This is a genomic window from Sphingobacterium psychroaquaticum (genome assembly GCF_004421025.1).
GTDB lineage: Bacteria > Bacteroidota > Bacteroidia > Sphingobacteriales > Sphingobacteriaceae > Sphingobacterium > Sphingobacterium psychroaquaticum.
Genome location: NZ_CP038029.1, coordinates 3,952,916 through 3,974,997, shown reverse-complemented (window position 1 = coordinate 3,974,997; position 22,082 = coordinate 3,952,916). Strand labels below are relative to the sequence as shown.

The window sequence follows — 22,082 nt, the reverse complement described above, 5'->3', positions numbered from 1 at the left end:
AATACTCGCCAGTTAAGGTGTTTTATAGCGGAGAAGGAATGCTTGCGAGTAAAAAAATATATGATCAATAACCAAATTAAATACATTTTATGATATCAATTAGATCTTTTATGGTAATTGCTTTCTTCGTTTTATTGGAGATAACGGCCTTTGCTCAAGGACGGCACCCGGTAACGGGAACTGTTCAGAACTCTCAAGGAGTTCCATTAGTTGGTGTGAGTGTTTCTTTAATCGGTGGCGGAGAAGAAACGCAGACGGATACCAAAGGATCGTTTCGTTTAGAGGTGTCATCTTTGCATGATTCGTTGCGGTTTTCGTTTGTCGGTTATGTACCGAAGCGAGTGGGGATTGGGGGGCGTTCAGTTGTGCCGGTATCATTGGCCGATGCCTCTACAGATTTAGATGAAGTCGTCGTCGTGGGGTATGGTACACAAAAGAAAGGACAACTAACGGCGTCGGTGGATGTTATTTCTGGAGATCGATTAAAAGATCGCCCCGCAAATAATATTGGAGATTTGCTCAAGGGCGCTTCTCCTAATATGAATATCAATATGGGGATGCGGGGTGGTGAACCAGGGGCGACAAGTACTTGGAATATTCGGGGAGTAGGCTCTTTAGCTGGTAGTAGTCCGTTGGTTTTAGTGGATGGAGTAGAGATGGATCTTGCGGGGGTAGATCCGGAGACAGTGGAGAGTATTTCCATTTTAAAAGATGCTTCGGCATCGGCGGTGTATGGGGCACGCGCTCCTTTTGGAGTTATTCTTGTTACGACCAAGAAAGGACGTCAACAAGATGGAACTAAATTTGATTACAGCAATAATCTTTCTTTATCATCCCCTATTCATTTACCAAGTTTTATTGATTCCTACACCTGGGCGACCGCTTACAACCAGGCGAATGCGAATGCGGGCTTGACACCTGTATATAGCGATGAGCAAATGAATCGTATCAAGGGATATCTGGATGGAACTTTCCCGTACGAGTATGATCCAGATAAACCAATTGATAATATTTGGGCGGGTCGTCGAAATGGAAATGCTAATAATGATTGGCCTCATATATTAATGGGAACGAATGCTTTTAGCCAAAAACATAATGTGAATGTATCTGGAGGTAGTGCCCGAACGCAATATTTTTTATCTTCTGGCTATACCAAGCAAAATGGAACTTACGCCTTTGGCTATGATTATTTCAAAAGATATAACCTGATGTCGAATGTTTCAACGCGAGTGACCGATTGGTTCAAGATAAATTCTAGTTTGAAATGGTCTACTACTGCAACTGATTTTCCTATGGGAGAAACAACGGTTGGACGAGAACACACTTTCCGGGAAATGCTCATGTTTGCACCCATGATGCCTTTCCATAATATCAATGGTACCATTCAAAGTCCGCTGGTCCGCCTCCTACAAGACTCGGGGCGTGATAAAAAGAAAAATGCTGACTTCCTCGCAAACATTGGTGCTGAATTCGAACCTGTAAAAGGTTGGAAGACTAATGTGACTTACAATTATAATATCAAGAATACGAAGTTGAGCAGTAATCCAAAGCCTGTGATGGTCGAATTAGGAACGGGCGCTTTTGGTAACATTGGGAAACCGAATTCTTCTTATACATCGGGATATTATGAGTACGTGTATAAGTTGTTCAATGCTGTCACCTCTTACGAAAAGCAACTTGAGGATCATTATTTTATGGCGATGCTAGGTTTTGAGCAGGAGGAAAACTTGTATACCGGATTAAATGCAACAGGAACATCCCCTGTGGTGGATGATAACCCTTCTATTATAACCTCATTAGGAGGTGTCACGGCCGCAGATAATATGAGCCATTGGGCAACTAGGGGAGGTTTTGGACGTTTGAATTATAATTTTCAGGAAAAATATCTTGTTGAATTTGCGGCACGATATAATGGTTCGTCACGTTTTCCAAAAAAGAATCGATTTGGATTTTTTCCTTCAGGTTCTATTGGTTACGTTTTGTCGAAAGAAGGCTTTTGGGATCCTATTCGGGCAACGATCAATAATTTCAAGGTTCGTGCTTCTTATGGTTCATTGGGGAATCAGAATGTGGCTAATGAGTTGTATTATTCGAAAATTCCAATTTATCCCGAACTAAAATGGATTATTAATGAATCGAGACCACAATATGCACAGGCACCAGGTTTAATTAGTGATGAGATAACGTGGGAGACCGTAACAACTTTGAATCTAGGTGTAGATATCTCCATGATGCAGTCTCGCTTGGGAATTACCTTCGATTGGTACAATCGTACGACAGACAAAATGCTAGGTAGGGCTACTGAATTGCCTTTCTTGCTTGGTGCTTCGACACCACAGACTAATAATGCAAAACTCGCAACAAAGGGGTTTGAGTTTATTGCCACCTGGAATGATCATCTAGATAATGGTATTGCTTATCATGTGAAGGTGAGTTTAGGTGATAGCAAAACGAAGATCCTGGAATATTTCAATGAAACTGGTCGAATAGATACATGGTATAAAGGAAAGAACTATGGTGAGATTTGGGGCTTCGAGACTGATGGCATTATCCAAACTCAAGGTGAAGCTATGCCAGATCAGTCAAAATATCATGCTAAGTGGGGGCCTGGTGATATAAAATATGTGGACCAGAATGGAGACAAAAAAGTCAATGATGGGAGAAGAACTTTGGATGATCATGGTGATTTAATTGTTATCGGTAATAATATGCCTCGTTATAATTTTGGTATAAATGCTGGAATGAGCTGGAAAGGTGTCGACTTTAATATGTTTTGGCAAGGTGTTGGAAAACGGGATTATAGCCCAGAGTCTACGACGCCATTATTTTGGGGGTTGACTAATAGCTGGGCGAACTCCGGGCTTTACAAGCATTCCCCAGCTTTAGATTATTGGCGGCCTGAGAATGAAACCAATATATTGGGACCCAATACAGATTCTTATCTTCCGAAACCTTACTTCACATCGGAAACGGATAAAAATAGACAGCCACAAACTCGTTATGTGTTAAATGCTTCATATATCCGATTGAAGAACGTACAAGTTGGTTATACCTTTCCCGCCAGTATAACAGGGAAGTTCCTGAGCAAAGCCCGGGTATATTTTTCCGGTGAAAACTTATTGACTTTTTCAAGTTTGCCTAAAGTTTTTGACCCGGAAACTTCTATAGCTTCGGATAGTCGTGAAGGCGGATATTTGACAAGTGGTGTTATCTATCCGATGAATAGAATTTTATCTTTTGGTGTAAATCTAACCTTAAAGTAAGTAAAGCTTATGAAAAAATTTCTTTATATATCCAGCATATTAGTAGGAGGCTGTTTAGCGCTCATCTCCTGTAATGATGATTTTCTAGAGCGAAAGCTACTGGATAAGGTTCAAGCAAATATGTATTTCGAAAAACCATTGGATTTAGAGATTTACATGAACCAGTTCTATAGCAATGCTTTGTTTCCAAAGTACCAAAATCACGGAAACGATTTTGATAGCGATAATGAAGTCGGGGCCACAGTGGATACACGCTTGCAGGGCACACGTACCGTTGTTACAACGGGCACCATCGGATTTGGCAATGTAAGGAGCCTTAATTATTTTCTGAATAATTATAAGAAAGTAGAGGGCAAACATGATTTCAATACGTATAAGCAGTATGTAGGCGAAGCCTATTACTTTAAAGCGGTAACTTATTTTAATCTTTTGAAGGTTTACGGTGATATCCCGTGGTTGGATAAAGATCTAGGAACTACTTCTCCAGAGTTATTTAGTCCGCGAACTCCTCGTAATATTGTAGCTGATCGAATTATTGGTTGTCTTGATACCGCAGCCATGTATTTAAGCGCTGACCGCACCAATGGTTATAGTCGAATAAATAAATGGATGGCTCTGTTAATGCAAAGTCGTGTTGCATTGTATGAAGGTAGCTGGCAGAAATATCACAATGGAACCGTATTCGGGGTGACTAATGCCAATCCGGAAAAGTACTTCGAGATCGCGGTTAAAGCCAGTGAGGCTGTCATGGCATCAGGACTTTATACTATATATAATACAGGTAAGCCGACGATGGATTATTTTGATCTTTTTACACGTCGTGATTATACCAATAATCCTGAGGTTTTGTTCTGGCGTCGCTATGATAATCAGTTATCCCGCGGAGATGGTGATTTTACAAATGATCGGAATTTTCGGATGTCGCAACCCTCTGGTAAATCAATAACCAAGGAAATGACGGACCAATATTTATGCACAGATGGAAAAGCGATCACAGGAAATAGTCTGTTTCAAGGCTATGCAACAATTAATAAAGAATTTGAAAACCGCGATCCCCGATTACGACAAACGGTAGCAACACCAGATCAGGTGTGGAAAATTGCGGCTAACGGGACGAGTCAAAATTGGTCCGTAATTTATAATACATTGAATGGAAATGCGGATCTAAATGCACCTTCAGGATATATTATTCAAAAGGGATATGATCCACATGTGATCTATCATGTGCAGCAGTATGAGGAAACTCCTTCGATTTTGTTTCGCTATGCTGAGGTCTTGTTAAATTATGTAGAAGCGAAAGCTGAGCTTGGATCAATTACACAAACTGACATTGATAAAACAATAAAACTATTGCGTGCACGTGCTGGCATGCCGAACCTTCTGATGGGGAGTATTGCGAATGATCCTAAATGGGATTTCCCATCTTTGTCTCCTTTGCTTAATGAAATTCGTAGAGAAAGGCGCGTAGAGTTGGTGGGAGAAGGGTTTCGGTGGGATGATATTGCACGTTGGGCTGCGGCTGATGAGTTGATTGTAGGTAAGCGCCCGAAGGGTTTTTTAGCCAGTCAGATTGTTAAAAATCCTTTTCCCGTTGATCAGGATGGGTTTTTAGATCCTTTTCAAAAGGCTGTTCCGATAGGATATGGCTTTAAATTGGATCGAGATTACTTGAATTCTATTCCAGAAAGTGAAATTGTATTGAATAATAAATTAAAGCAAAATCCAGGTTGGTAAAAGAGATGTTTCATGTGAAAGGTTAGTAATAGACCTTGAGTGGTGCTGACTCCCCGTTATGCACCACTCTTTACCTCCAAAAAATCAATAAAGGAATGAAAAATTACTTGCTACGATTGATGTGTTTGATTGTGCTCTTTGGAGGACTAAAAACACTCTATGGACAAAAAGGACCCCATAAAAAGGAAATTTGGAAAGAAATTGCTCCGTATTTTAATCCACCAGAAGTATATGCCGATCAATATGGTGATTACCGATCTATATGGCAAAATAAGGATGCGAGAGTATTGGAAACAGCTGAAGGCTGGACATCGCAGCGTAAAGTGATTAAAGATAAATGGATGAAGCTTCTGGGAAATTGGCCGTCTTTTATTACGGATCAAACTTTGGAGCTCCTTGATTCTATTGTGCATACGGATTATACCCAATATAAGGTTCGGTTTCGTTGGCTGCCAGAAGAATATACGGAGGGGTATCTTTTAGTTCCACACCAGGAAGGTCCCAAAGCGGCTGTAATCACGGTGTTTTACGAGCCAGAGACCGCGATAGGAGAAGGAAAGGAAGGACGTGATTTCGCTTTGCAATTATGTCGCCGCGGATTCGTATGTTTATCGTTGGGAACCACCGAAACAACGGCCAATAAAACCTACTCTTTGTATTACCCATCAATTGATAATGCAACGACTCAGCCCTTATCGGTGTTAGCTTATGCAGCAGCGAATGCATGGCATGCATTGGCAAAGTTTCCTGCTGTCGATAGTGCGCGGATAGGTATTATGGGGCACTCCTATGGCGGTAAGTGGGCGATGTTCACCTCGTGTTTATTTGATCGGTTTGCATGTGCGGTGTGGTCTGATCCAGGAATTGTTTTCGATGAAACGAAGGGTTCTGGTGTAAATTATTGGGAGCCGTGGTACTTGGGGTACTACCCTCCTCCTTGGACTAATGCTTGGCGTCAGCAAGGTATGGTGCCCGAGGCACGAGGTTTGTATCCGCACTTAGTGAGAGAAAAAGAAGATTTACATGAGTTACATGCGCTAATGGCGCCACGTCCTTTTTTAGTGTCAGGAGGCTCTTCCGATCCCGTAGAAAGGTGGATTCCTTTAAATCACAGTATTCATCTGAACAAGGTGCTGGGATATAAAAACCGGGTCGCGATGACGAATAGAAAGGAACATGCGCCAAATCAGCAATCAAATAGGGCTGCTTTTCTCTTTTTTGAGTATTTCTTGAAATAGATTAGCTATCGCAGTATGGTTGGAAGTTTACACAGGAGTAATAATAGTTTTTAGTAACGTGAAGAAATGGAAGCTAACATAAGTAGTGAGTTTGATGTTATTGTAGTAGGGTCTGGTATCAGTGGTGGATGGGCCGTGAAAGAGTTTACGGAGAAAGGATTTAAAACGTTGCTCATTGAACGAGGCCGGATGGTGAAACATATGAAAGATTATCCTACAGCGATGATGGATACTTGGGCGTTTGAACATCGCGGACAAAAGACGCAACGGGATTATCAGGAAAATAAATTGATCAGCAAGCATTATGCTTATGGGGAGGCGACACGGCATTTTTACGTTAATGATGCGGAACAAGCTTATATCCAAGAGAAACCTTTTGATTGGATTCGAGGGTATCAATTGGGCGGGAAATCGTTGCTATGGGCACGACAGACACAGCGGTGGAGTGATTTTGAATTTGAAGCACCAAGTCGTTTTAACTACAGCATAGATTGGCCTATTCGGTATAAAGATTTGGCACCATGGTATAGCCATGTAGAACGTTTTGTAGGGATTGCGGGCAATCGAGATGGAATTGTTAATATGCCCGATAGTGAGGTGGTCGGGGCATTTGAAATGAACCAAGTCGAGCGATACATAGCAGATGCAATTGATTCTCACTATTTGGATCGTAAAGCTATTATTGGTCGTTGTGCTAACCTCGTTGCATTAAAGGAAACACAGCGTCAACAAGGAAGGACACAATGTATGGCGCGATCGCTGTGTGAAAGAGGTTGTCCTTTTGGCGCATACTTTAGTTCTAATGCTTCCACAATACCGTATGCGGAAAAAACAGGTAACTTAACAATCTGTACGGATAGTATTGTAGAGTCTGTAATTTATGACGAGCAATTAGGAAGAGCTGTTGGGGTGCAGGTGGTGGATGCACATACGATGAAGCGAAGTCAATATCGTGCTAAGGTCATATTTCTAAATGCAGCGACCCTTAACTCCAACTTGATCTTGTTAAACTCGAGATCGAACCGGTTTCCAAATGGTTTGGGTAATGATAGTGGACTTTTGGGGCGTTTTATTACGTTTCATAATTATCGTGGCCGGATTACGGCAGAGATAAAAGGGTTTGAAGATTCTTATTATTATGGACGCCGCCCAACCCAAGTGTTTATTCCTGCATTTCGAAATATTCATGCTAAAGCAGGCAGCTTTAAGGGGTCTTATTTGATTGCATATTCCGCCGTTCGTGACGGATGGGGACGGGCTTTGCCCGAAGAAGGCTTAGGCCATGCCTTTAAAGATGCTTTGCTAGAGCCCGGGCCTTGGAAAGTTTCGATGATGATGCAGGGAGAAGTCTTACCCATATATGAAAACCATGTGCGGTTAAGTTCAGATCAAGTCGACAAATATGGAATGCCTCAATTAATAACTTCAATAGGATATACAGATAATGATGTCGCTATGATGGAGGATTTCTTCTCAGAGGGAGGACAGATGTTGGAGAAAGCAGGCTGTATTAATATTGAAAAACTTGACCAGCATATCGCTTTTGGAAGGCAACCAGGATTAGAAGTTCATGACGTGGGCGGCGTACGCATGGGACATGACCCGAATAATTCATTGCTCAATGCACATAATCAGATGCACCATTGTAAAAATGTTTTCGTGACAGACGGCGCATGCATGACCAGTATTGGCAATCAAAACCCGTCTTTAACTTTTATGGCGCTGACAGCCAGAGCGGTTGATTATGCTGCGGACCAATTAAAAAATGGAAGTATCTCATGAGAACGTACTTAATTCTTGTTTTTTCTTTACTCGTCTCCTGTACTGTTTTGTTTAGTTGTCAGTCTCTAACTGATAAACAGCAGTCGATTCAAGATTCGGTAGAATACCTTAAACTAGAGCATAGCTATATAGAGGTGCGAACGATGGCGCATGGGCTGAAGGTTCCTTGGGGAATGGACTATGTTAACAATAGAGTTTTGTTTACAGAAATTGAAGGAAATGTAAAAGAACTAGATTTAGAGACGGGTAAAGTTAAAACCTTATTGCAACTTCATGATGTTTTTACACGAACCACGCCGGGTCTATTAGATATTGCTATCGAGAAAACCGAAAAGAAAAATCCTTTTGTATTTATTAATTACACGAAAAAAGTTGATTCCGCGATTGTATCGTCTTTGGTTCGCTATCAATATACGGGGGATACACTTATAAACCCAAAAGAACTACTGACAGTACGGGGTGCTAATGGGCATAATGGTTCCAGACTTTTGATCGATAAAAATAACATTTTGTATTGGGCTACTGGGGACGTCGCGAATAACAAAATGGCGCAAGACTCTACAACATTGAACGGCAAGGTGCTGCGTATGACTTTGGACGGGTCAATACCCAAAGATAATCCAATACCTAATAGCTTGGTGTATGCATGGGGATTTCGAAATATTCAGGGGATGGCAATGAACCGGCTGGGAAACCTTTTTACAGCGGAACATGGAGATGCGATTGAAGATGAGATAAACTGGGTACGGCCTTTACATAATTATGGTTGGCCATTGATAGAAGGGGGGCATGATACGGAACAGGAATTTGCCGTGGCCAGGAAGACGATCATGACTGAACCGATGCGTGCGTGGACTCCTGTTATAGCACCTGCAGGATTAGCATATTATAACCATTCAGCTATTCCGGAATGGCAAAACGCGCTACTTCTGGTTACGCTTAAGAGTCAGTCTTTACGAGTTTTAACGTTGAATTCGGATCAGCACGATGTGAAACAGGAACATGTTTTTTTTACAGGGAGATATGGTCGCCTTCGAGCTGTTTTGACCCTGCCAAATGGTGATATTTTTTTATCGACAAGTAATAGAGATTGGAACCCGCAACCTGGCTTTCCGAAGGAATATGATGACAGGATAATTAGACTCCGTATCCATAAGAAAAAAGTAGGTACTTACTTGCAAGAGGATACGGTTGGAGCTAACCACATGATGAGGAATAATGGGGTTTTGTTGTATCAGAATTATTGTGCATCATGTCACAAGCCTGATGGAAAGGGCGTGGATAGAACTTTTCCATCTTTGGTAAATTCTTCGACGGTCAAAAATATGAAACAGTTCAGTATGCTGCTCTTGCGGGGCACAACGTTGAAAAAAGAAATTAATGGGGTGCGTTATGAACAAGATATGGCTAGTTTCTCCTTTTTGAAAGATGAAGAGTTAGTTTCTATACTTAATTATGTCAGTAAGCAGTTTGGAAATAAAAAGGTGACGACTGTTGAAGAATTAAAGAACCTGAGGAAAAAAAATTAGAAATGTGTTGGACGTTTTATTTATAAACCCTATCTTCGGGTACGTACACAATATAGTATTTGCGTGCTAACCAATAAATTATAAATTAAATTCATAGATAGATATGCAGCCTTTAGATTACATTATTATTGTAGTTTTTTTCTTGCTCTTGATCGGTATTGGCATCTACAGTTATTTTAAAGTATCCTCTTCTGCCGACTTTTTTACTGCAGGCGGAAAATTGCCTTGGTGGCTATCCGGAATATCACATCATGTTTCGGGTTATAGTGGTGCCGTATTCGTAGCATACGCTTCTATCGCATACACACATGGGTTTGTGATGTATGTTTGGTGGGCGTTGACCATTGCGATTGCGATGATTGGGACTATTTTTTTTATTGCTCCTCGGTGGGCGAGGCTCCGTAGTAAAACCGGAATTCAATCCCCTACAGAATATTTGGCTACACGCTATAATCTACCGACTCAACAACTCATGGCCTGGAGTGGTGTAATTGTCAAGTTGTTTGATGTTGGTGCGAAATGGGCCGCTGTAGGTATTCTACTGAATGCTTTTATGGGCGTCCCTATTGTTACTGGAATTATCCTTTCCGGAGTTGTTACACTATTTTATGTCACTTTGGGTGGTCTATGGGCTGATGTCCTGAACGATTTTGTGTCTTTTATTATCCAAGTTGCGTCGGGATTAGTCATGTTTATTATTGTCTTGGTGCGTTTGGGAGATGGCCCTGTGGGTGTGCTCACGATGTGGGATCGCTTGCCTGCTGAACACAGCAATTGGTTCAACTCGCCCTATACGGTATGGTTTGCTATTGCTTTTCTGGTCATTAATTTTTTTAGTTACAGTGGAGGTACCTGGAATCTTGCAACTCGTTTTATCTCCTCTCCATCGGGCAAAGATGCCAAGAAGGCGGCTATCTTGTCGGCTGTTCTTTATCTCATTTGGCCCTTAATCCTGTTTTACCCTATGTTTGCTGCGCCAATATTTTTTCCAAACTTAGAAAATCCCGAAACCTCATATTCGCTAATGGCTATGGAGTTTCTGCCATCTGGACTTTTGGGATTGCTTGTCGCATCATTATTCTCGACAACTCTATCCATGACTTCGTCTGATGCCAATACAATTTCATCCGTTATAACCAGAGATATTCTCCCGGTAATCATGAAAAAAGTAAAGTTCTATGATAAGAAGCAAATGTTATTATTGGCACGGGTAACGACTTTTAGCTTTATCCTACTCACCATTATTATTGCTTTTAACGCCAAGTCTTTCGGCGGAGTTATTGGGCTTATTATATCTTGGTTTGCGGCTCTACTGGGCCCGATATCTATCCCTATGATTTTAGGTTTATTACCAGCTTTTAAACATAGTGGAAGTATCGCTGCTATTCTATCAATTGTGGGTGGGTTGTTCACATTTGTCGTCATTAAAATAGTCGGAGGTATGGGAGTCGCTCTTGAATTGGCGGGTCCTTTGATGATGTCATTGGCATTGTATATAGGATATGCATGTATTGTCAGAAAAAAGGTGCCTGAAAAGGTAGAGCAATTGCTCCAAGATATCGATGTCGATTAGGTGTTTTGTTGTATGAGCTATATCATAAAAATGAAGGAAGTAATAGGCAGATCTAGCCAGAAGAAGTCCCGATTAAGGCAGCTCATTAAGGCGTATAGGTCGTATCTTTTCGAAGATTATTTACCTTTTTTAGATCGATTTATTTTTGATGAGCAGCATGGTGGTTTCTTTTGGAACACCACGTACAGCGGTGAAATATTGGGTACGAATAAAAGAACATGGTATGACGCCCGAGGAGCCTGGGTTTATAGTTTTTTATATCAAAATTTCGACCGTAATCCCCTGTACTTAAGGAAAGCGAAGCAAACATTGGATTTATTACTTCGTGTGAAATCTCCTGCACAGCAGTTTTGGCCGTGGTCATACGATCATGAGGGAGTCGATTTAAAAGAAAGACCAGGAGATATCTACGGCAATCTTTTTGTTGCAGAGGCATTTGCGGCTTATGCAGAGGCTGCAGATGATGTGTCTTATTGGATATTTGCTAAACAACGGGTCTTGGAAGCATTTGAGTGGTATCAAGATCCTGCATATCGTTATGCGCTGGAATATCGTCCGGATCCCCTGTATGGGGAGGCATCCGAGGTTTTAGGGCACTATATGATTATTCTACATGTCTGTACCGGAATGCTGCGGTATAAAGCTGATTTGGAACTGAATAATATTGTGACGGAATGTATAGACGCTTTACTAACGAAACATGTACATCCTGTCCATGGGTTGATGGTGGAGTTACAAGCCAAGCCTGGGAATGATTTGCCCGTATCATACGAACAGTTTGTGTACTTAGGGCATGCAATAGAAGCTTTATGGATGGTTTTGGATGAGGCTATGCGACGTCACGATTTTGATTTATTCCAGTTGGCGGCCCAACGATTTAAGCAACATGTAGAGGTTGCGTGGGACGATTTACACGGCGGTTTTTTTCACTGTTTGAATCATGTGGACGATTATCACTTTTTAACGGATAAGGTTTTGTGGGCTCAGGAGGAAGTGTTGATTGGGTGTTTGATATTGTGGGAAGAACAAGATGATAGTTGGGCTAAAACGTGGTTCTGGAAGACCTATAATTACATGGAGAAATACTTTGTCCGTCACGATTTGCCCTACAAACCTTGGAAATTGGGAGGCGGACGAAAAATGGATAAACTGGATGTCGGATATAGGATTGAAAACTATCATCATCCACGGCATTTAATGTTTAGTTTGTTGTCTCTTGATAGGATATTAAAGAATACTATATAAACCAAATTACGATGAAAAACGATCTTAGCCGAAGAGGCTTTATTAAGACGACAGCTATGGCTTCGTTAGGAATCGGGTTGTTAGGCCCACAGGGCAAATTTTCTGAATCTCTAGTTTCGACACAACAGCGCAAGCGTGTTGGAATTATTGGCTTGGATACTTCGCATAGTGTTGCCTTTACTAAGGCGCTTAATGCGGTCGATGCTGACCCCCGTTTTCGAAATTATAAAGTAGTAGCCGCTGTTGCACAAGGAAGCAAAGATATACCTTCTGCCATCAGTCGTGTGCCAAAATACGTGGAAGAGGTTAGTGCTGCGGGCGTAGAAATTGTCGGAACTATTGCGGAATTATTAAAAAAAGTGGATGTCGTGTTGTTGGAAAGTAATGATGGACGTGTGCATTTAGAGCAAGCCACACCTGTCATCAAAGCCGGAAAAACACTTTTCATTGACAAACCCATTGCGGCATCGTATCAGGATGCCCAACAGATATTTCAACTTGCGCGGCAATATAAAGTTCCTGTATTCTCTTCTTCCTCTTTGCGGTTCATGGAGAAAGTAAAGGAGGTGAAGGCTGGAAGTATAGGAGCGGTGTACGGGGCAGAAACCTTCAGTCCTGCTACTTTAGAGCCTACCCATCCAGATTTTTATTGGTATGGTATCCACGGCATTGAGACATTGTTTGCACTTATGGGGACAGGGTGTGAAAATGTGACGCGTTTCCACACGCCTGACGTAGATTTGGTGGTGGGGAAGTGGAAGGACGGTCGTGTTGGAACGTTTAGGGGGATCAGAAAAGGGAAGCATGATTTTGGGGGAATGGTATTTGGAGAGAAAGGAAATATAACCTTAGGACAGTTCAAGGGGTATGATGCTTTGTTGGAGGAAATTGTGGCTTTTTTTGATACCGGAATTTCGCCTGTTTCAGCCGCCGAAACGCTCGAGATTTGTGCTTTTATTGAGGCTGCAGACGAAAGCAAACGTCAACATGGAAAAACGATAACATTAATAAACGCTTAAACTTGATATAGTATGGAAGAATCACGTCGAAATTTTATTAAGAAGGCCGTCATTGGTACATCGGCATTGACATTTGGGGGCATACTACCTTCTTTTACGGCAAAAAGCTATGCCAATATAATCGGTGCTAACGAGCGGTTAAACATTGCAATGATGGGGGTCAATGCGCGGGGAAAAGCCCTAGCCAGTAATTTTGCGATGCAACCCAACGCGCAAGTAGTCTACCTATGCGATGTTGATAAACGCGCTCTAAATAATTGTATGCCAGAGGTAATGAAACGGCAACGCCATGAACCTAAAACAACGGGTGATTTTCGTCGTGCTCTGGAAGACAAGAATGTTGACGCTTTAGTGGTTGCTGCGCCAGATCATTGGCACGCTCCGGCTGCGATTTTAGCATCGCAAGCGGGGAAACACGTCTATCTGGAAAAACCATGTAGCCATAATCCGCACGAAGGAGAGTTATTGGTTGAAGCAGTCAATACGTATAAAAATGTAATCCAGATGGGCAATCAGAGGCGTTCTTGGCCAAATGTGGTCGCTGGAATTCAGGAGGTTCACGCAGGAACAATCGGGAAAGCTTATTTTGCACGCACATGGTACACGAACAATAGAGCTTCGATTGGTGTTGGGAAAACGACACCTGTTCCCGAGTGGTTAGATTTTGACCTGTGGCAGGGGCCTGCTCCAAGACAAGCTTTTAAGGATAATATTTTACACTATAACTGGCATTGGTTTTGGAAATGGGGCACAGGAGAAGCATTGAATAATGGAACACATTTTGTCGATTTAGCACGATGGGGCTTGCAACAAGAATACCCAACACGTGTAACATCTTCTGGAGGACGTTTTGCTTATCGTGATGACTGGGAAACGCCAGATACACAGGTGATCGGTATGGAATTTGAAAATAATGCGATGATCACATGGGAGGGGCGAAGCTGCAATGGTCTTAAGACGGATGGAGCTACTGTGGGAGTGATTTTTTATGGAGACAAAGGTTCTTTACAAATATCAGGTGATAATGGTTATAGAATCTATGACTTAAATAGCAATCTTGTCAAGGAAATTAAGGACGATACGAAGGTGGAAGCAGCTAGCCTAACGAATCCCTCACAACAATTAGATGCGATCCATATACAAAATTTCTTTGCGGCAATAAAAGATGGGAAATCGCTAAACTCGGATATTACAGGCGGACATAAGAGCACACTCCTTGTGCAGTTGGGTAATATCGCACAGCGGACAGGTCAAAGTCTTGATATTGATCCGAAAACAGGACGCATTCGTAACAATAAAGAAGCGATGCAAAAGTATTGGTCCCGTGAGTACCAAAAAGGCTGGGAGCCGCGATTGTAAATGATGGATAAGAGGTTTACAGTAATTTTACATGATACATTCACCATAAAGCTGAAAAATTATTGTAAATTAGGTAGGCTCTTCATCAAGAGGGATGATATATACGGTGCTCCACGTGCAGGAGCATTTGGGAGAAGATAAGACTGGTTATACTAAAGGAATATGAAAAAAAAGGAAAAAGAATCTGGGGGAGTAAAAGAGATTGCTAGAAGGGCAAATGTGTCCATTGCTACAGTAGATCGTGTTTTACACAACAGAACAGGCGTCTCCGAAAAGACAAAAAAGCGTATAATGGAGATTATTGAGGAGTTGGATTATCAACCTAATATCCTGGCGCGCCGATTGGCTTCCTCGAAGACCATGCACCTTTATTCCTTAATCCCTGCAGTATCCAAAGAGACTGATTATTGGGACGTTCCATTGCAAGGGATTTATCAGGCCGAGAAAGAAATAAAACTGTATAACGTAAAGGTGTCTAAATTCTTTTATGATATGAATGATAAGGACTCTTTTATAGCGCAGACTAAAAAGATCTTGAAACAAGAAGATGTGGACGGACTTTTATTGGCACCTGCTTTTGTCGAGGAAACTATTGCTTTTACGCAAGCTTGCAAAAAAAAGAATATTCCTTTTGTGTTTATCAACTCTGATATACCTACGCAAAATAGTCTGAGTTATTTTGGACCAAACTTACTTCATAGTGGTCAAACGGCAGCGCATTTGGTAAATTATCTTGTGGAAGAAGATAAGCAAATTTTACTGCTGAATATTGCAAAAGATATTGATTCGGATCACCATATTTTGCGTAAGGAGGAAGGGTTTACTGCATATTTTGCATCCAATGGAAAACGGAAAATATTAAAAGAGAATCTGTATAATACGTCCTATCCTGCGGTCAAAAAAGCCCTTCGCGCTTTGCTGGACAAGACGCCTGATTTACGCTTAATATTTGTTACGAACTCCCGGGTGTCTTTGGTTGCACAGTTCTTAGAAGAGATAAAACGATCTGATATTTTATTAATTGGCTATGACTTTTTGAAAAGTAATATAGCGTATCTAAATCAGGGCGTAATTGATTTCTTAATTTGTGAAAAACCACAAGAACAAGCCTATCGAGGTATTAAGGCTCTGTATCGTTATTTGATGTTTGAAGAGGAGCAGGAGAAAGAGTACTTTATGCCTATCGATATTATTCATCGCGAAAACCAACAATTTTACAAAAATTAAGGTTCCTTAGAAAAGGAATGAACAGTGCTGTCATTGTTCGTTTAATTTACGGGTACCTACACGTTTTAATTTTTACCTTATTTAAACCTATTGAAGTTATTATATGGAAGCAAAAAAGCAGGTTGTTGGAAAACTACATGTCTACACCTTTCAAAGCAGAGAAGAATTGGGAAAACACGCTGCTGCTTTAGCTGCAGCTAAGATTATAAGTTTGCAACAGGACCCGACGCGAATTGTTCGAATAATTTTTGCATCTGCGCCCTCCCAAACGGAATTTCTAATTGGTCTTTCCAATGATATAGAAATTGATTGGCAACGCATTGAAGCTTTTCACATGGACGAGTATATAGGACTAGCAACGGATCACATTCAAAGTTTTGGTCATTTTCTAAAGAAAAGCATTTTTGAAAAGGTGTCAATCGGTCATGTTCATTTTATTAACGGGCTCGCGGATAATCCGAAAGAGGAGTGTCGGCGATACGCAGATTTACTGCGAGCAAACAAAATAGACCTCGTGTGTATGGGCATTGGAGAAAATGCACATATTGCATTTAATGATCCGCATGTCGCAGATTTTGACGATCCTTATTTGGTGAAGATTGTGGATCTGGATTTGAAGAGCAGACAACAACAAGTGAACGATGGCTGTTTCCCAGCTCTGGAAGTTGTCCCGACTCATGCTATTACACTTACTGTTCCAGCCCTCATGGAAGGCGGCAGTTTATTTTGCATGGTTCCTGGAGCAACAAAGGCGGACGCTGTTTATGCGACGGTTCATTCAGCGATAGAAACTGATGTGCCGTCGAGTATTTTACGGACACATAATGATGCTAAAATGTTTATCGATCAGCAAAGTGGTGAAAAATTAACGGAGGAATAGCATGAAGAATTTTTTTATTTTTTTTATATTTCTGATAACGATAAATGGATGTAAAATGGAAGAAAATAAATCTGGTGACCGCCTACGTTTGGTCGTGCTGGATCCTGGCCACTTCCACGCATCATTAATCCAAAAGAATAAACTTCATGAAGTTGACACTCAGATTTACGTTTATGCACCTGTCGGCCCTGAAGTTCAGGCATATCTAAATTTAGTGCGAGGATATAATGAACGGACAGCGGATCCAACGGCGTGGAAGATGAAGGTGTATACTAACGCGGATTTTTTGGAACAAATGAAGCGGGACAAGATCGGCGATGTGGTGGTATTGGCCGGAAACAATAAAAAGAAGACCGATTATATTTATCAATCTATTGACGCTTCCTTACATGTGCTTTCAGATAAGCCCATGGCTATAAATAAAGAGGGGTTTGAAGAGCTTCGTCGTGCTTTTGAGCTTGCTGAGGATAAAGGGGTGCTTCTCTATGATATCATGACGGAGCGGTATAATATTTTTTCGATTCTCCAAAAGGAGCTGGTTCAGAGCCCAATGGTATTTGGAGCATTGCAAAAGGGAAGCTTGGAAGAGCCTGCAATTTTGAAAAAATCAGTACATCATTTCTATAAAAATGTGTCGGGAAAACCATTGATCCGTCCGAATTGGTATTATGATGTAGAGCAGGAGGGAGACGGAATTGTAGATGTAACGACCCATGGTATCGATTTGGTACAATGGCAATGTTTTCCTGAGGTTGTTTTTGATTACAAGCGAGATGTAGAAATATGGAAGGCAACACGGTATCCCACTTTGATATCCAAGGCGCAGTATCAAATGTCTACCGGTGATAGCGAATTTGCTGATTTTTTAGAAAAAGATATAAAACAAGGACAGTTGGCTGTGTATGCTAATGGGGAAATTGATTACACACTCAAGGGAACGCATGTAAAAGTTGCTGTGGAATGGAATTTTCAAGCGGACCCGGGAAATGGTGACACCCACCTCTCACAAATTAGGGGAACACAATGTGTCGTTGCTATTAAACAAGGAAAAGCGGAAGATTTTGCCCCAACATTATATATAGAACCAAATGCTGGAAAGCACTTCAGTGCGGAAGAAAAAGAACGGATTCATCGCGGTTTTGCGGCGATAGAGAAATTATACCCGGGGATTGCCTTGCATGACTTTGACGATGGCTTTCGGGTAGCGATTCCTGATCGTTTAAGAGAAGGACATGAGGAGCATTTTGCGCATGTTGCCAATAAGTTTTTTGACTACGTGAAGCGTGGTAAATTACCTGCATGGGAGAAGTCGTATATGTTGACTAAGTACTACATTACGACAATGGCTTTAGAAAAGGCGACAAAAGGAGAGCGTGTAAAATAGCTAGATAGTTTAAAAATGAATAAGCTTGATGCATAACGTTATGAAGAAGATCCTCGTTAATGGAAAAATAATTTTACCTGAACGTATTTTAGATCCAGGCTATGTTTATATTGAAGGGAATATCATCCTTGAGGTAGGTGAAGGTGTGCCAAGTATCGGTGCGGATACAGAACGTATCGATGTTGACGGGAAATACGTTTCCCCAGGCTTTATCGATATCCATGTTCATGGAGGTGGAGGTGCAGATTTTATGGATGGAACGGTGGATGCTTTCCTGACGGTGGCTGAAACGCATGTGAAATATGGTACAACGGCTTTGTATCCTACAACATTAACGAGTGAGGTTTCTCTGTTGTTCGAAACATTAGACGCATATGCTGAGGCTGCTAAGTGCAATAATAAAGGAGCGCAGTTGATGGGGATGCATTTGGAAGGTCCATATTTTGCTATGAGCCAGCGGGGGGCGCAAGATCCGAAATATATACGTAATCCCGATCCAGATGAGTATGTTCGAGTCCTTGATTATTCTCCTGTTATCGCGAGATGGAGTGCGGCGCCCGAATTGCCAGGAGCCCTCGATTTTGGTCGTTATGTAAGGTCTAAGGGTAAAGTACTTGCACTGGCGCATACTGATGCAATTTATGAGGAGGTTTGGGAGGGTTTTAAAGTCGGTTACAATCTTGCAACTCATTTTTATTCTGCTATGTCTGGGGTAACTCGGCGGAATGCCTACCGCTACGCAGGCGCTGTCGAAGCCGGCTATTTAATTGACGAGATGGATGTTGAAATAATAGCAGACGGTATCCATTTACCGATGCCTTTATTGCGGCTCATTTATAAAATAAAAGGGGCCGATCGAATTGCCTTGATAACAGATGCAATGCGTGGGGCAGGTATGACGGAAGGTGAAAGTGTTTTAGGAAATATCAATACAGGCTTGCGGGTAGTGATTGAAGATGGAGTCGCAAAACTTCTGGATAGAAGTGCTTTCGCCGGTAGTGTAGCAACGGCTGACAGGTTGGTGAGAACCATGTTGAAAACCGGGGATATTCCTCTCCACAAGGTGATTACGATGATGACCAAAACACCTGCACGTATTATGGGAATCGATCATAAAAAAGGGGTATTGGAAAAAGGTAAAGATGCCGATATTGTTGTCTTTGATGCCGATATTAATATCGGCATGACCATGGTATTGGGCGACATTAAGTATGCTTCTACCTGTTAAGCTAATTTTTTTGTTTACGATTTGCGCATCATCTCGATATGAGGAATCCCGTCTTCATCATACGGAGATCCATCTTCTTCAAAGCCTAGTGACTGGTAGAATTTTGATAAATGGTATTGTGCGCCAATCCGAATATCACATGCCCCAAAAAGATCAAAACATGCATTAATTGATGCTTGCATCAAAATAGAGCCTAATCCTTTACCTCTAAACTTAGGACTTGTAACCACCCGACCAATGGCAACTTCTGAAAAGGACAGACCGGCTGGTAAAATACGAGTATACCCCGCTAGATCTCCATTCGCATACAAAAATAGATGATAACTTTCTTGGTCTTTACCATCGATATCTAAGTAAGGGCAGTTTTGTTCTACAACGAAAACCTCACTGCGTAGCTGTAGGCATGCGTATAACTCTTCGATGGAAAGTGCCTCAAAATTTTTTACCAGGTAGCTTGTTTGTAAATCCATAACGGACAATTGTGTTTTTTAAGTTGTGCGTGTAAAGATACGATTGGTGTACGGGTTTTTGTTCATGTGAGTTGCTCTCGGGCACTTTATTTGCAAAATGAATAGTCTACTGTTTTGGTAGATTATTCATTTTATTTTATATTTGACTCGAAATATCGATTGTTTCCGTTACATAGGATACCGCCGAAGCCTGCTATTTACCTTAGCAATCGGTTTAATAAAAAAAATTAAATGTAGTGAATTAAATAATTATTAAGTTTAGCGGCGTATTAGTAATGGAGGAGAGCGGATTACCTAATTATCGAAATCTTTTAGATCGAGTTGTAAAGAACGATGAACGTGCCTTTTCGGAGCTTTATGACCTTTTCGCTCGAGATTTAAGTAAGCATATTTATGCTAAGGTTGCTGACTTCACGGTCGCTGAAGATATCCTCCATGACTTGTTTCTATCCCTATGGCGCAACCGTAATAATCTAGCGTCGATTACTTCTTTGCCAGCCTACTTATATTCGTCATGTCGATATCTTATTATGGCACATTTTCGCAAGCAACTAGCTAAGACGGATAGCATAGATTTTCAAGAACTTGATATTTTAGACGAAACTATAGCCATAGAAGATCGGTTACATTATCGGTATCTTATTGATATCGTAACCAATGAGATTGAAAATTTACCTGAAAAGTGTCGAGAAGTTTTTAAACTCAGCCGTTCAGAATACCTTTCTAATAAAGAGATTGCAGAGAAAATGCAAATTTCAGAGTCTACTGTGGAGAAGCATATCAATAAGGCTATCAAGCGTTTACGTGATGTAACGGGTCTTTTTTTACTTTTTTAATAAAAAAATCATTTTCCAAGTAGAAGTTCCTCTACTTTTTCTACACTTACTTAGTAACAGACTATACTAACATTTACACCATTTTATGAAGGACGCGAAGCTTTTTTATAAGCAGCTAACTAACTTTTTGAATCTTAAACAAACGGACAAGCGTGACCTTGTAAATTGGTATGATCTGATTTCGGAGGGCGGGATTGTGGATGAAGAGCAATTATCTATAACCGAAAAAAAGGCGAAGATTCGTTTGCTAAGTTCGATACGTAGAGACCGTACATTAAAAATTAAACGCTATGTTTTACAGTGGTCTGTTGCTGCCACTCTAGCATTTGCACTTGGTTTTTTCGGTCTACGTTATTTTGGTGCGGAGGAGTTGGCGAGTAATACCCTGCTGGCAGAAATTGGTCCAGCCCAAGAACGTGCTGTGATTTTGTTAGACAATGGCAAAGAGATTGATTTAGATCAATTGCGTACAAATCAACAGGTACAGGTCGGGGAGTCAATTATTACGAAGGATGCACAAGGACAGATTCGTTATCTGGATGCAAAAAGTGGAAAGGAAAAAGTTCAAATTAATAGCCTACGTGTTCCAAAAGGAGCAACTTATCGATTGACATTGACAGATGGTACAAAAGTAATGCTGAACTCGGATTCGAAATTAACTTATCCATCTTCATTTGGAGATGGAGATCGTGTTGTGAAATTAGAGGGTGAAGCATATTTTCAAGTAACTAAAACGACGACTAAGAGTCGATTTATTGTAGAATCGAAACAACAGAAGGTACAAGTTCTTGGAACGACGTTTAATGTGAAGAGTTATACAGAAGATAAACAGACGGAGACAACACTGGTAGAAGGAACAGTCAATGTTGGTGGTCACAATGAACTTGCGGTTAAAAATAGGCGGTTAAAACCAAGCGAACAAGCCGTGTTTACTGCTTCTGGAATCGATGTGCATGTGGTGAATGTAGCGGATGTACTTAGTTGGGTCGATGGGCAGTTTTGTTTTGACGGAACAAATACAGAAGCAGTATTACAGGAAATCGCTCGATGGTATGATGTCGATGTGCAGTATGAACGAAAAGGTACAGCAGCGCAATATAAAGGAAAGATTCCACGGGACTTACCTCTGAATCAATTTGTAGAGTTGTTAAATTATGCAGAGTTGAAAACAAAGGCTTTAGTTGGATCAAATAAACGTATAAACTTACTTATTAATTAATATTAACCTAACAATGAATCATATGGAACACAGATACAACTCTACCTAAATCGATGTTTATAGAAACAAAAATCGGATCCTGTTGACGCAGGACCC

16 protein-coding genes are annotated in these 22,082 nt (G+C 41.1%); 15 read left to right on the top strand and 1 reads right to left on the bottom strand.

The window, feature by feature from the left end; translation table 11 throughout:
• Positions 1-89: 89 nt before the first annotated feature.
• From E2P86_RS16380 to nagA, 13 genes are all read left to right on the top strand, one after another.
• Positions 90-3,263, top strand: a complete 3,174-nt coding sequence (locus E2P86_RS16380; protein ID WP_134433782.1) for a SusC/RagA family TonB-linked outer membrane protein — start codon at positions 90-92, stop codon at positions 3,261-3,263.
• Positions 3,264-3,272: 9 nt separating this feature from the next.
• Positions 3,273-4,997, top strand: a complete 1,725-nt coding sequence (locus E2P86_RS16375) for a RagB/SusD family nutrient uptake outer membrane protein (protein WP_134433781.1) — start codon at positions 3,273-3,275, stop codon at positions 4,995-4,997.
• A 95-nt stretch (positions 4,998-5,092) separates the two neighbouring features.
• On the top strand, positions 5,093-6,235 hold the full coding sequence (locus tag E2P86_RS16370; protein ID WP_134433780.1) for a prolyl oligopeptidase family serine peptidase: 1,143 nt from the start codon (positions 5,093-5,095) through the stop codon (positions 6,233-6,235).
• A 66-nt stretch (positions 6,236-6,301) separates the two neighbouring features.
• Entirely contained in the window at positions 6,302-8,017 is a 1,716-nt protein-coding gene (locus E2P86_RS16365) for a GMC oxidoreductase (RefSeq protein ID WP_134433779.1), read from the top strand.
• Positions 8,014-9,546 carry a PQQ-dependent sugar dehydrogenase gene (locus E2P86_RS16360; protein ID WP_134433778.1) on the top strand — a complete coding sequence of 511 codons (1,533 nt, stop codon included), beginning with the start codon at positions 8,014-8,016 and terminating at the stop codon, positions 9,544-9,546. The genes E2P86_RS16365 and E2P86_RS16360 overlap by 4 nt, the downstream gene beginning before the upstream one ends.
• Before the next feature lie 103 nt (positions 9,547-9,649).
• Positions 9,650-11,119: a sodium:solute symporter family protein gene (locus tag E2P86_RS16355; protein WP_134433777.1), complete on the top strand. Its 1,470-nt coding sequence runs from the start codon at positions 9,650-9,652 to the stop codon at positions 11,117-11,119.
• Positions 11,120-11,149: 30 nt separating this feature from the next.
• The gene (locus E2P86_RS16350) at positions 11,150-12,364 is read left to right on the top strand and encodes an AGE family epimerase/isomerase (RefSeq protein ID WP_166785212.1); all 1,215 of its coding nucleotides are present in this window, start codon (positions 11,150-11,152) and stop codon (positions 12,362-12,364) included.
• An 11-nt stretch (positions 12,365-12,375) separates the two neighbouring features.
• Positions 12,376-13,383, top strand: a complete 1,008-nt coding sequence (locus tag E2P86_RS16345; protein ID WP_134433775.1) for a Gfo/Idh/MocA family protein — start codon at positions 12,376-12,378, stop codon at positions 13,381-13,383.
• A gap of 12 nt (positions 13,384-13,395) precedes the next feature.
• Positions 13,396-14,742 carry a Gfo/Idh/MocA family protein gene (locus tag E2P86_RS16340; RefSeq protein WP_085473298.1) on the top strand — a complete coding sequence of 449 codons (1,347 nt, stop codon included), beginning with the start codon at positions 13,396-13,398 and terminating at the stop codon, positions 14,740-14,742.
• Between the two features lie 162 nt (positions 14,743-14,904).
• Complete coding sequence (locus tag E2P86_RS16335; protein ID WP_134433774.1) at positions 14,905-15,969, top strand: LacI family DNA-binding transcriptional regulator; 1,065 nt, start codon at positions 14,905-14,907, stop codon at positions 15,967-15,969.
• Positions 15,970-16,072: 103 nt separating this feature from the next.
• A complete protein-coding gene (locus E2P86_RS16330) occupies positions 16,073-16,849 on the top strand; it encodes a 6-phosphogluconolactonase (RefSeq protein WP_134433773.1) in 777 nt (258 codons plus the stop codon).
• A 55-nt stretch (positions 16,850-16,904) separates the two neighbouring features.
• Positions 16,905-18,233 (top strand): putative oxidoreductase C-terminal domain-containing protein, encoded by a 1,329-nt coding sequence (locus tag E2P86_RS16325; RefSeq protein WP_240775530.1) that lies wholly within the window; start codon positions 16,905-16,907, stop codon positions 18,231-18,233.
• A 40-nt stretch (positions 18,234-18,273) separates the two neighbouring features.
• Complete coding sequence (gene nagA, locus E2P86_RS16320) at positions 18,274-19,461, top strand: N-acetylglucosamine-6-phosphate deacetylase (RefSeq protein WP_134433771.1); 1,188 nt, start codon at positions 18,274-18,276, stop codon at positions 19,459-19,461.
• Between the two features lie 14 nt (positions 19,462-19,475).
• On the opposite strand, the gene E2P86_RS16315 is transcribed toward nagA, so the two are convergent.
• Positions 19,476-19,931, bottom strand: a complete 456-nt coding sequence (locus E2P86_RS16315) for a GNAT family N-acetyltransferase (RefSeq protein WP_134433770.1) — start codon at positions 19,929-19,931, stop codon at positions 19,476-19,478.
• Between the two features lie 275 nt (positions 19,932-20,206).
• On the opposite strand from E2P86_RS16315, the gene E2P86_RS16310 reads away from it, so the two are divergent.
• Together E2P86_RS16310 and E2P86_RS16305 are read left to right on the top strand one after the other, a co-directional pair.
• Positions 20,207-20,767, top strand: coding sequence for an RNA polymerase sigma factor (locus E2P86_RS16310; RefSeq protein WP_085473292.1), 561 nt, complete (start codon positions 20,207-20,209; stop codon positions 20,765-20,767).
• An 85-nt stretch (positions 20,768-20,852) separates the two neighbouring features.
• The gene (locus E2P86_RS16305) at positions 20,853-21,986 is read left to right on the top strand and encodes a FecR family protein (protein ID WP_134433769.1); all 1,134 of its coding nucleotides are present in this window, start codon (positions 20,853-20,855) and stop codon (positions 21,984-21,986) included.
• Positions 21,987-22,082: the final 96 nt, after the last annotated feature.

Excerpts from the sequence above, each read along its gene's own strand:
- nagA (WP_134433771.1), top strand. The coding sequence starts at position 18,274 with ATGAAGAAGATCCTCGTTAATGGAAAAATAATTTTACCTGAACGTATT.
- E2P86_RS16370 (WP_134433780.1), top strand. The coding sequence starts at position 5,093 with ATGAAAAATTACTTGCTACGATTGATGTGTTTGATTGTGCTCTTTGGA.
- E2P86_RS16355 (WP_134433777.1), top strand. The coding sequence starts at position 9,650 with ATGCAGCCTTTAGATTACATTATTATTGTAGTTTTTTTCTTGCTCTTG.
- E2P86_RS16325 (WP_240775530.1), top strand. The coding sequence starts at position 16,905 with ATGGAAGAAAATAAATCTGGTGACCGCCTACGTTTGGTCGTGCTGGAT.
- E2P86_RS16345 (WP_134433775.1), top strand. The coding sequence starts at position 12,376 with ATGAAAAACGATCTTAGCCGAAGAGGCTTTATTAAGACGACAGCTATG.
- E2P86_RS16310 (WP_085473292.1), top strand. The coding sequence starts at position 20,207 with ATGGAGGAGAGCGGATTACCTAATTATCGAAATCTTTTAGATCGAGTT.
- E2P86_RS16380 (WP_134433782.1), top strand. The coding sequence starts at position 90 with ATGATATCAATTAGATCTTTTATGGTAATTGCTTTCTTCGTTTTATTG.
- E2P86_RS16335 (WP_134433774.1), top strand. The coding sequence starts at position 14,905 with ATGAAAAAAAAGGAAAAAGAATCTGGGGGAGTAAAAGAGATTGCTAGA.
- E2P86_RS16315 (WP_134433770.1), bottom strand. The coding sequence starts at position 19,931 with ATGGATTTACAAACAAGCTACCTGGTAAAAAATTTTGAGGCACTTTCC.
- E2P86_RS16305 (WP_134433769.1), top strand. The coding sequence starts at position 20,853 with ATGAAGGACGCGAAGCTTTTTTATAAGCAGCTAACTAACTTTTTGAAT.
- E2P86_RS16365 (WP_134433779.1), top strand. The coding sequence starts at position 6,302 with ATGGAAGCTAACATAAGTAGTGAGTTTGATGTTATTGTAGTAGGGTCT.
- E2P86_RS16330 (WP_134433773.1), top strand. The coding sequence starts at position 16,073 with ATGGAAGCAAAAAAGCAGGTTGTTGGAAAACTACATGTCTACACCTTT.
- E2P86_RS16375 (WP_134433781.1), top strand. The coding sequence starts at position 3,273 with ATGAAAAAATTTCTTTATATATCCAGCATATTAGTAGGAGGCTGTTTA.
- E2P86_RS16340 (WP_085473298.1), top strand. The coding sequence starts at position 13,396 with ATGGAAGAATCACGTCGAAATTTTATTAAGAAGGCCGTCATTGGTACA.
- E2P86_RS16350 (WP_166785212.1), top strand. The coding sequence starts at position 11,150 with ATGAAGGAAGTAATAGGCAGATCTAGCCAGAAGAAGTCCCGATTAAGG.
- E2P86_RS16360 (WP_134433778.1), top strand. The coding sequence starts at position 8,014 with ATGAGAACGTACTTAATTCTTGTTTTTTCTTTACTCGTCTCCTGTACT.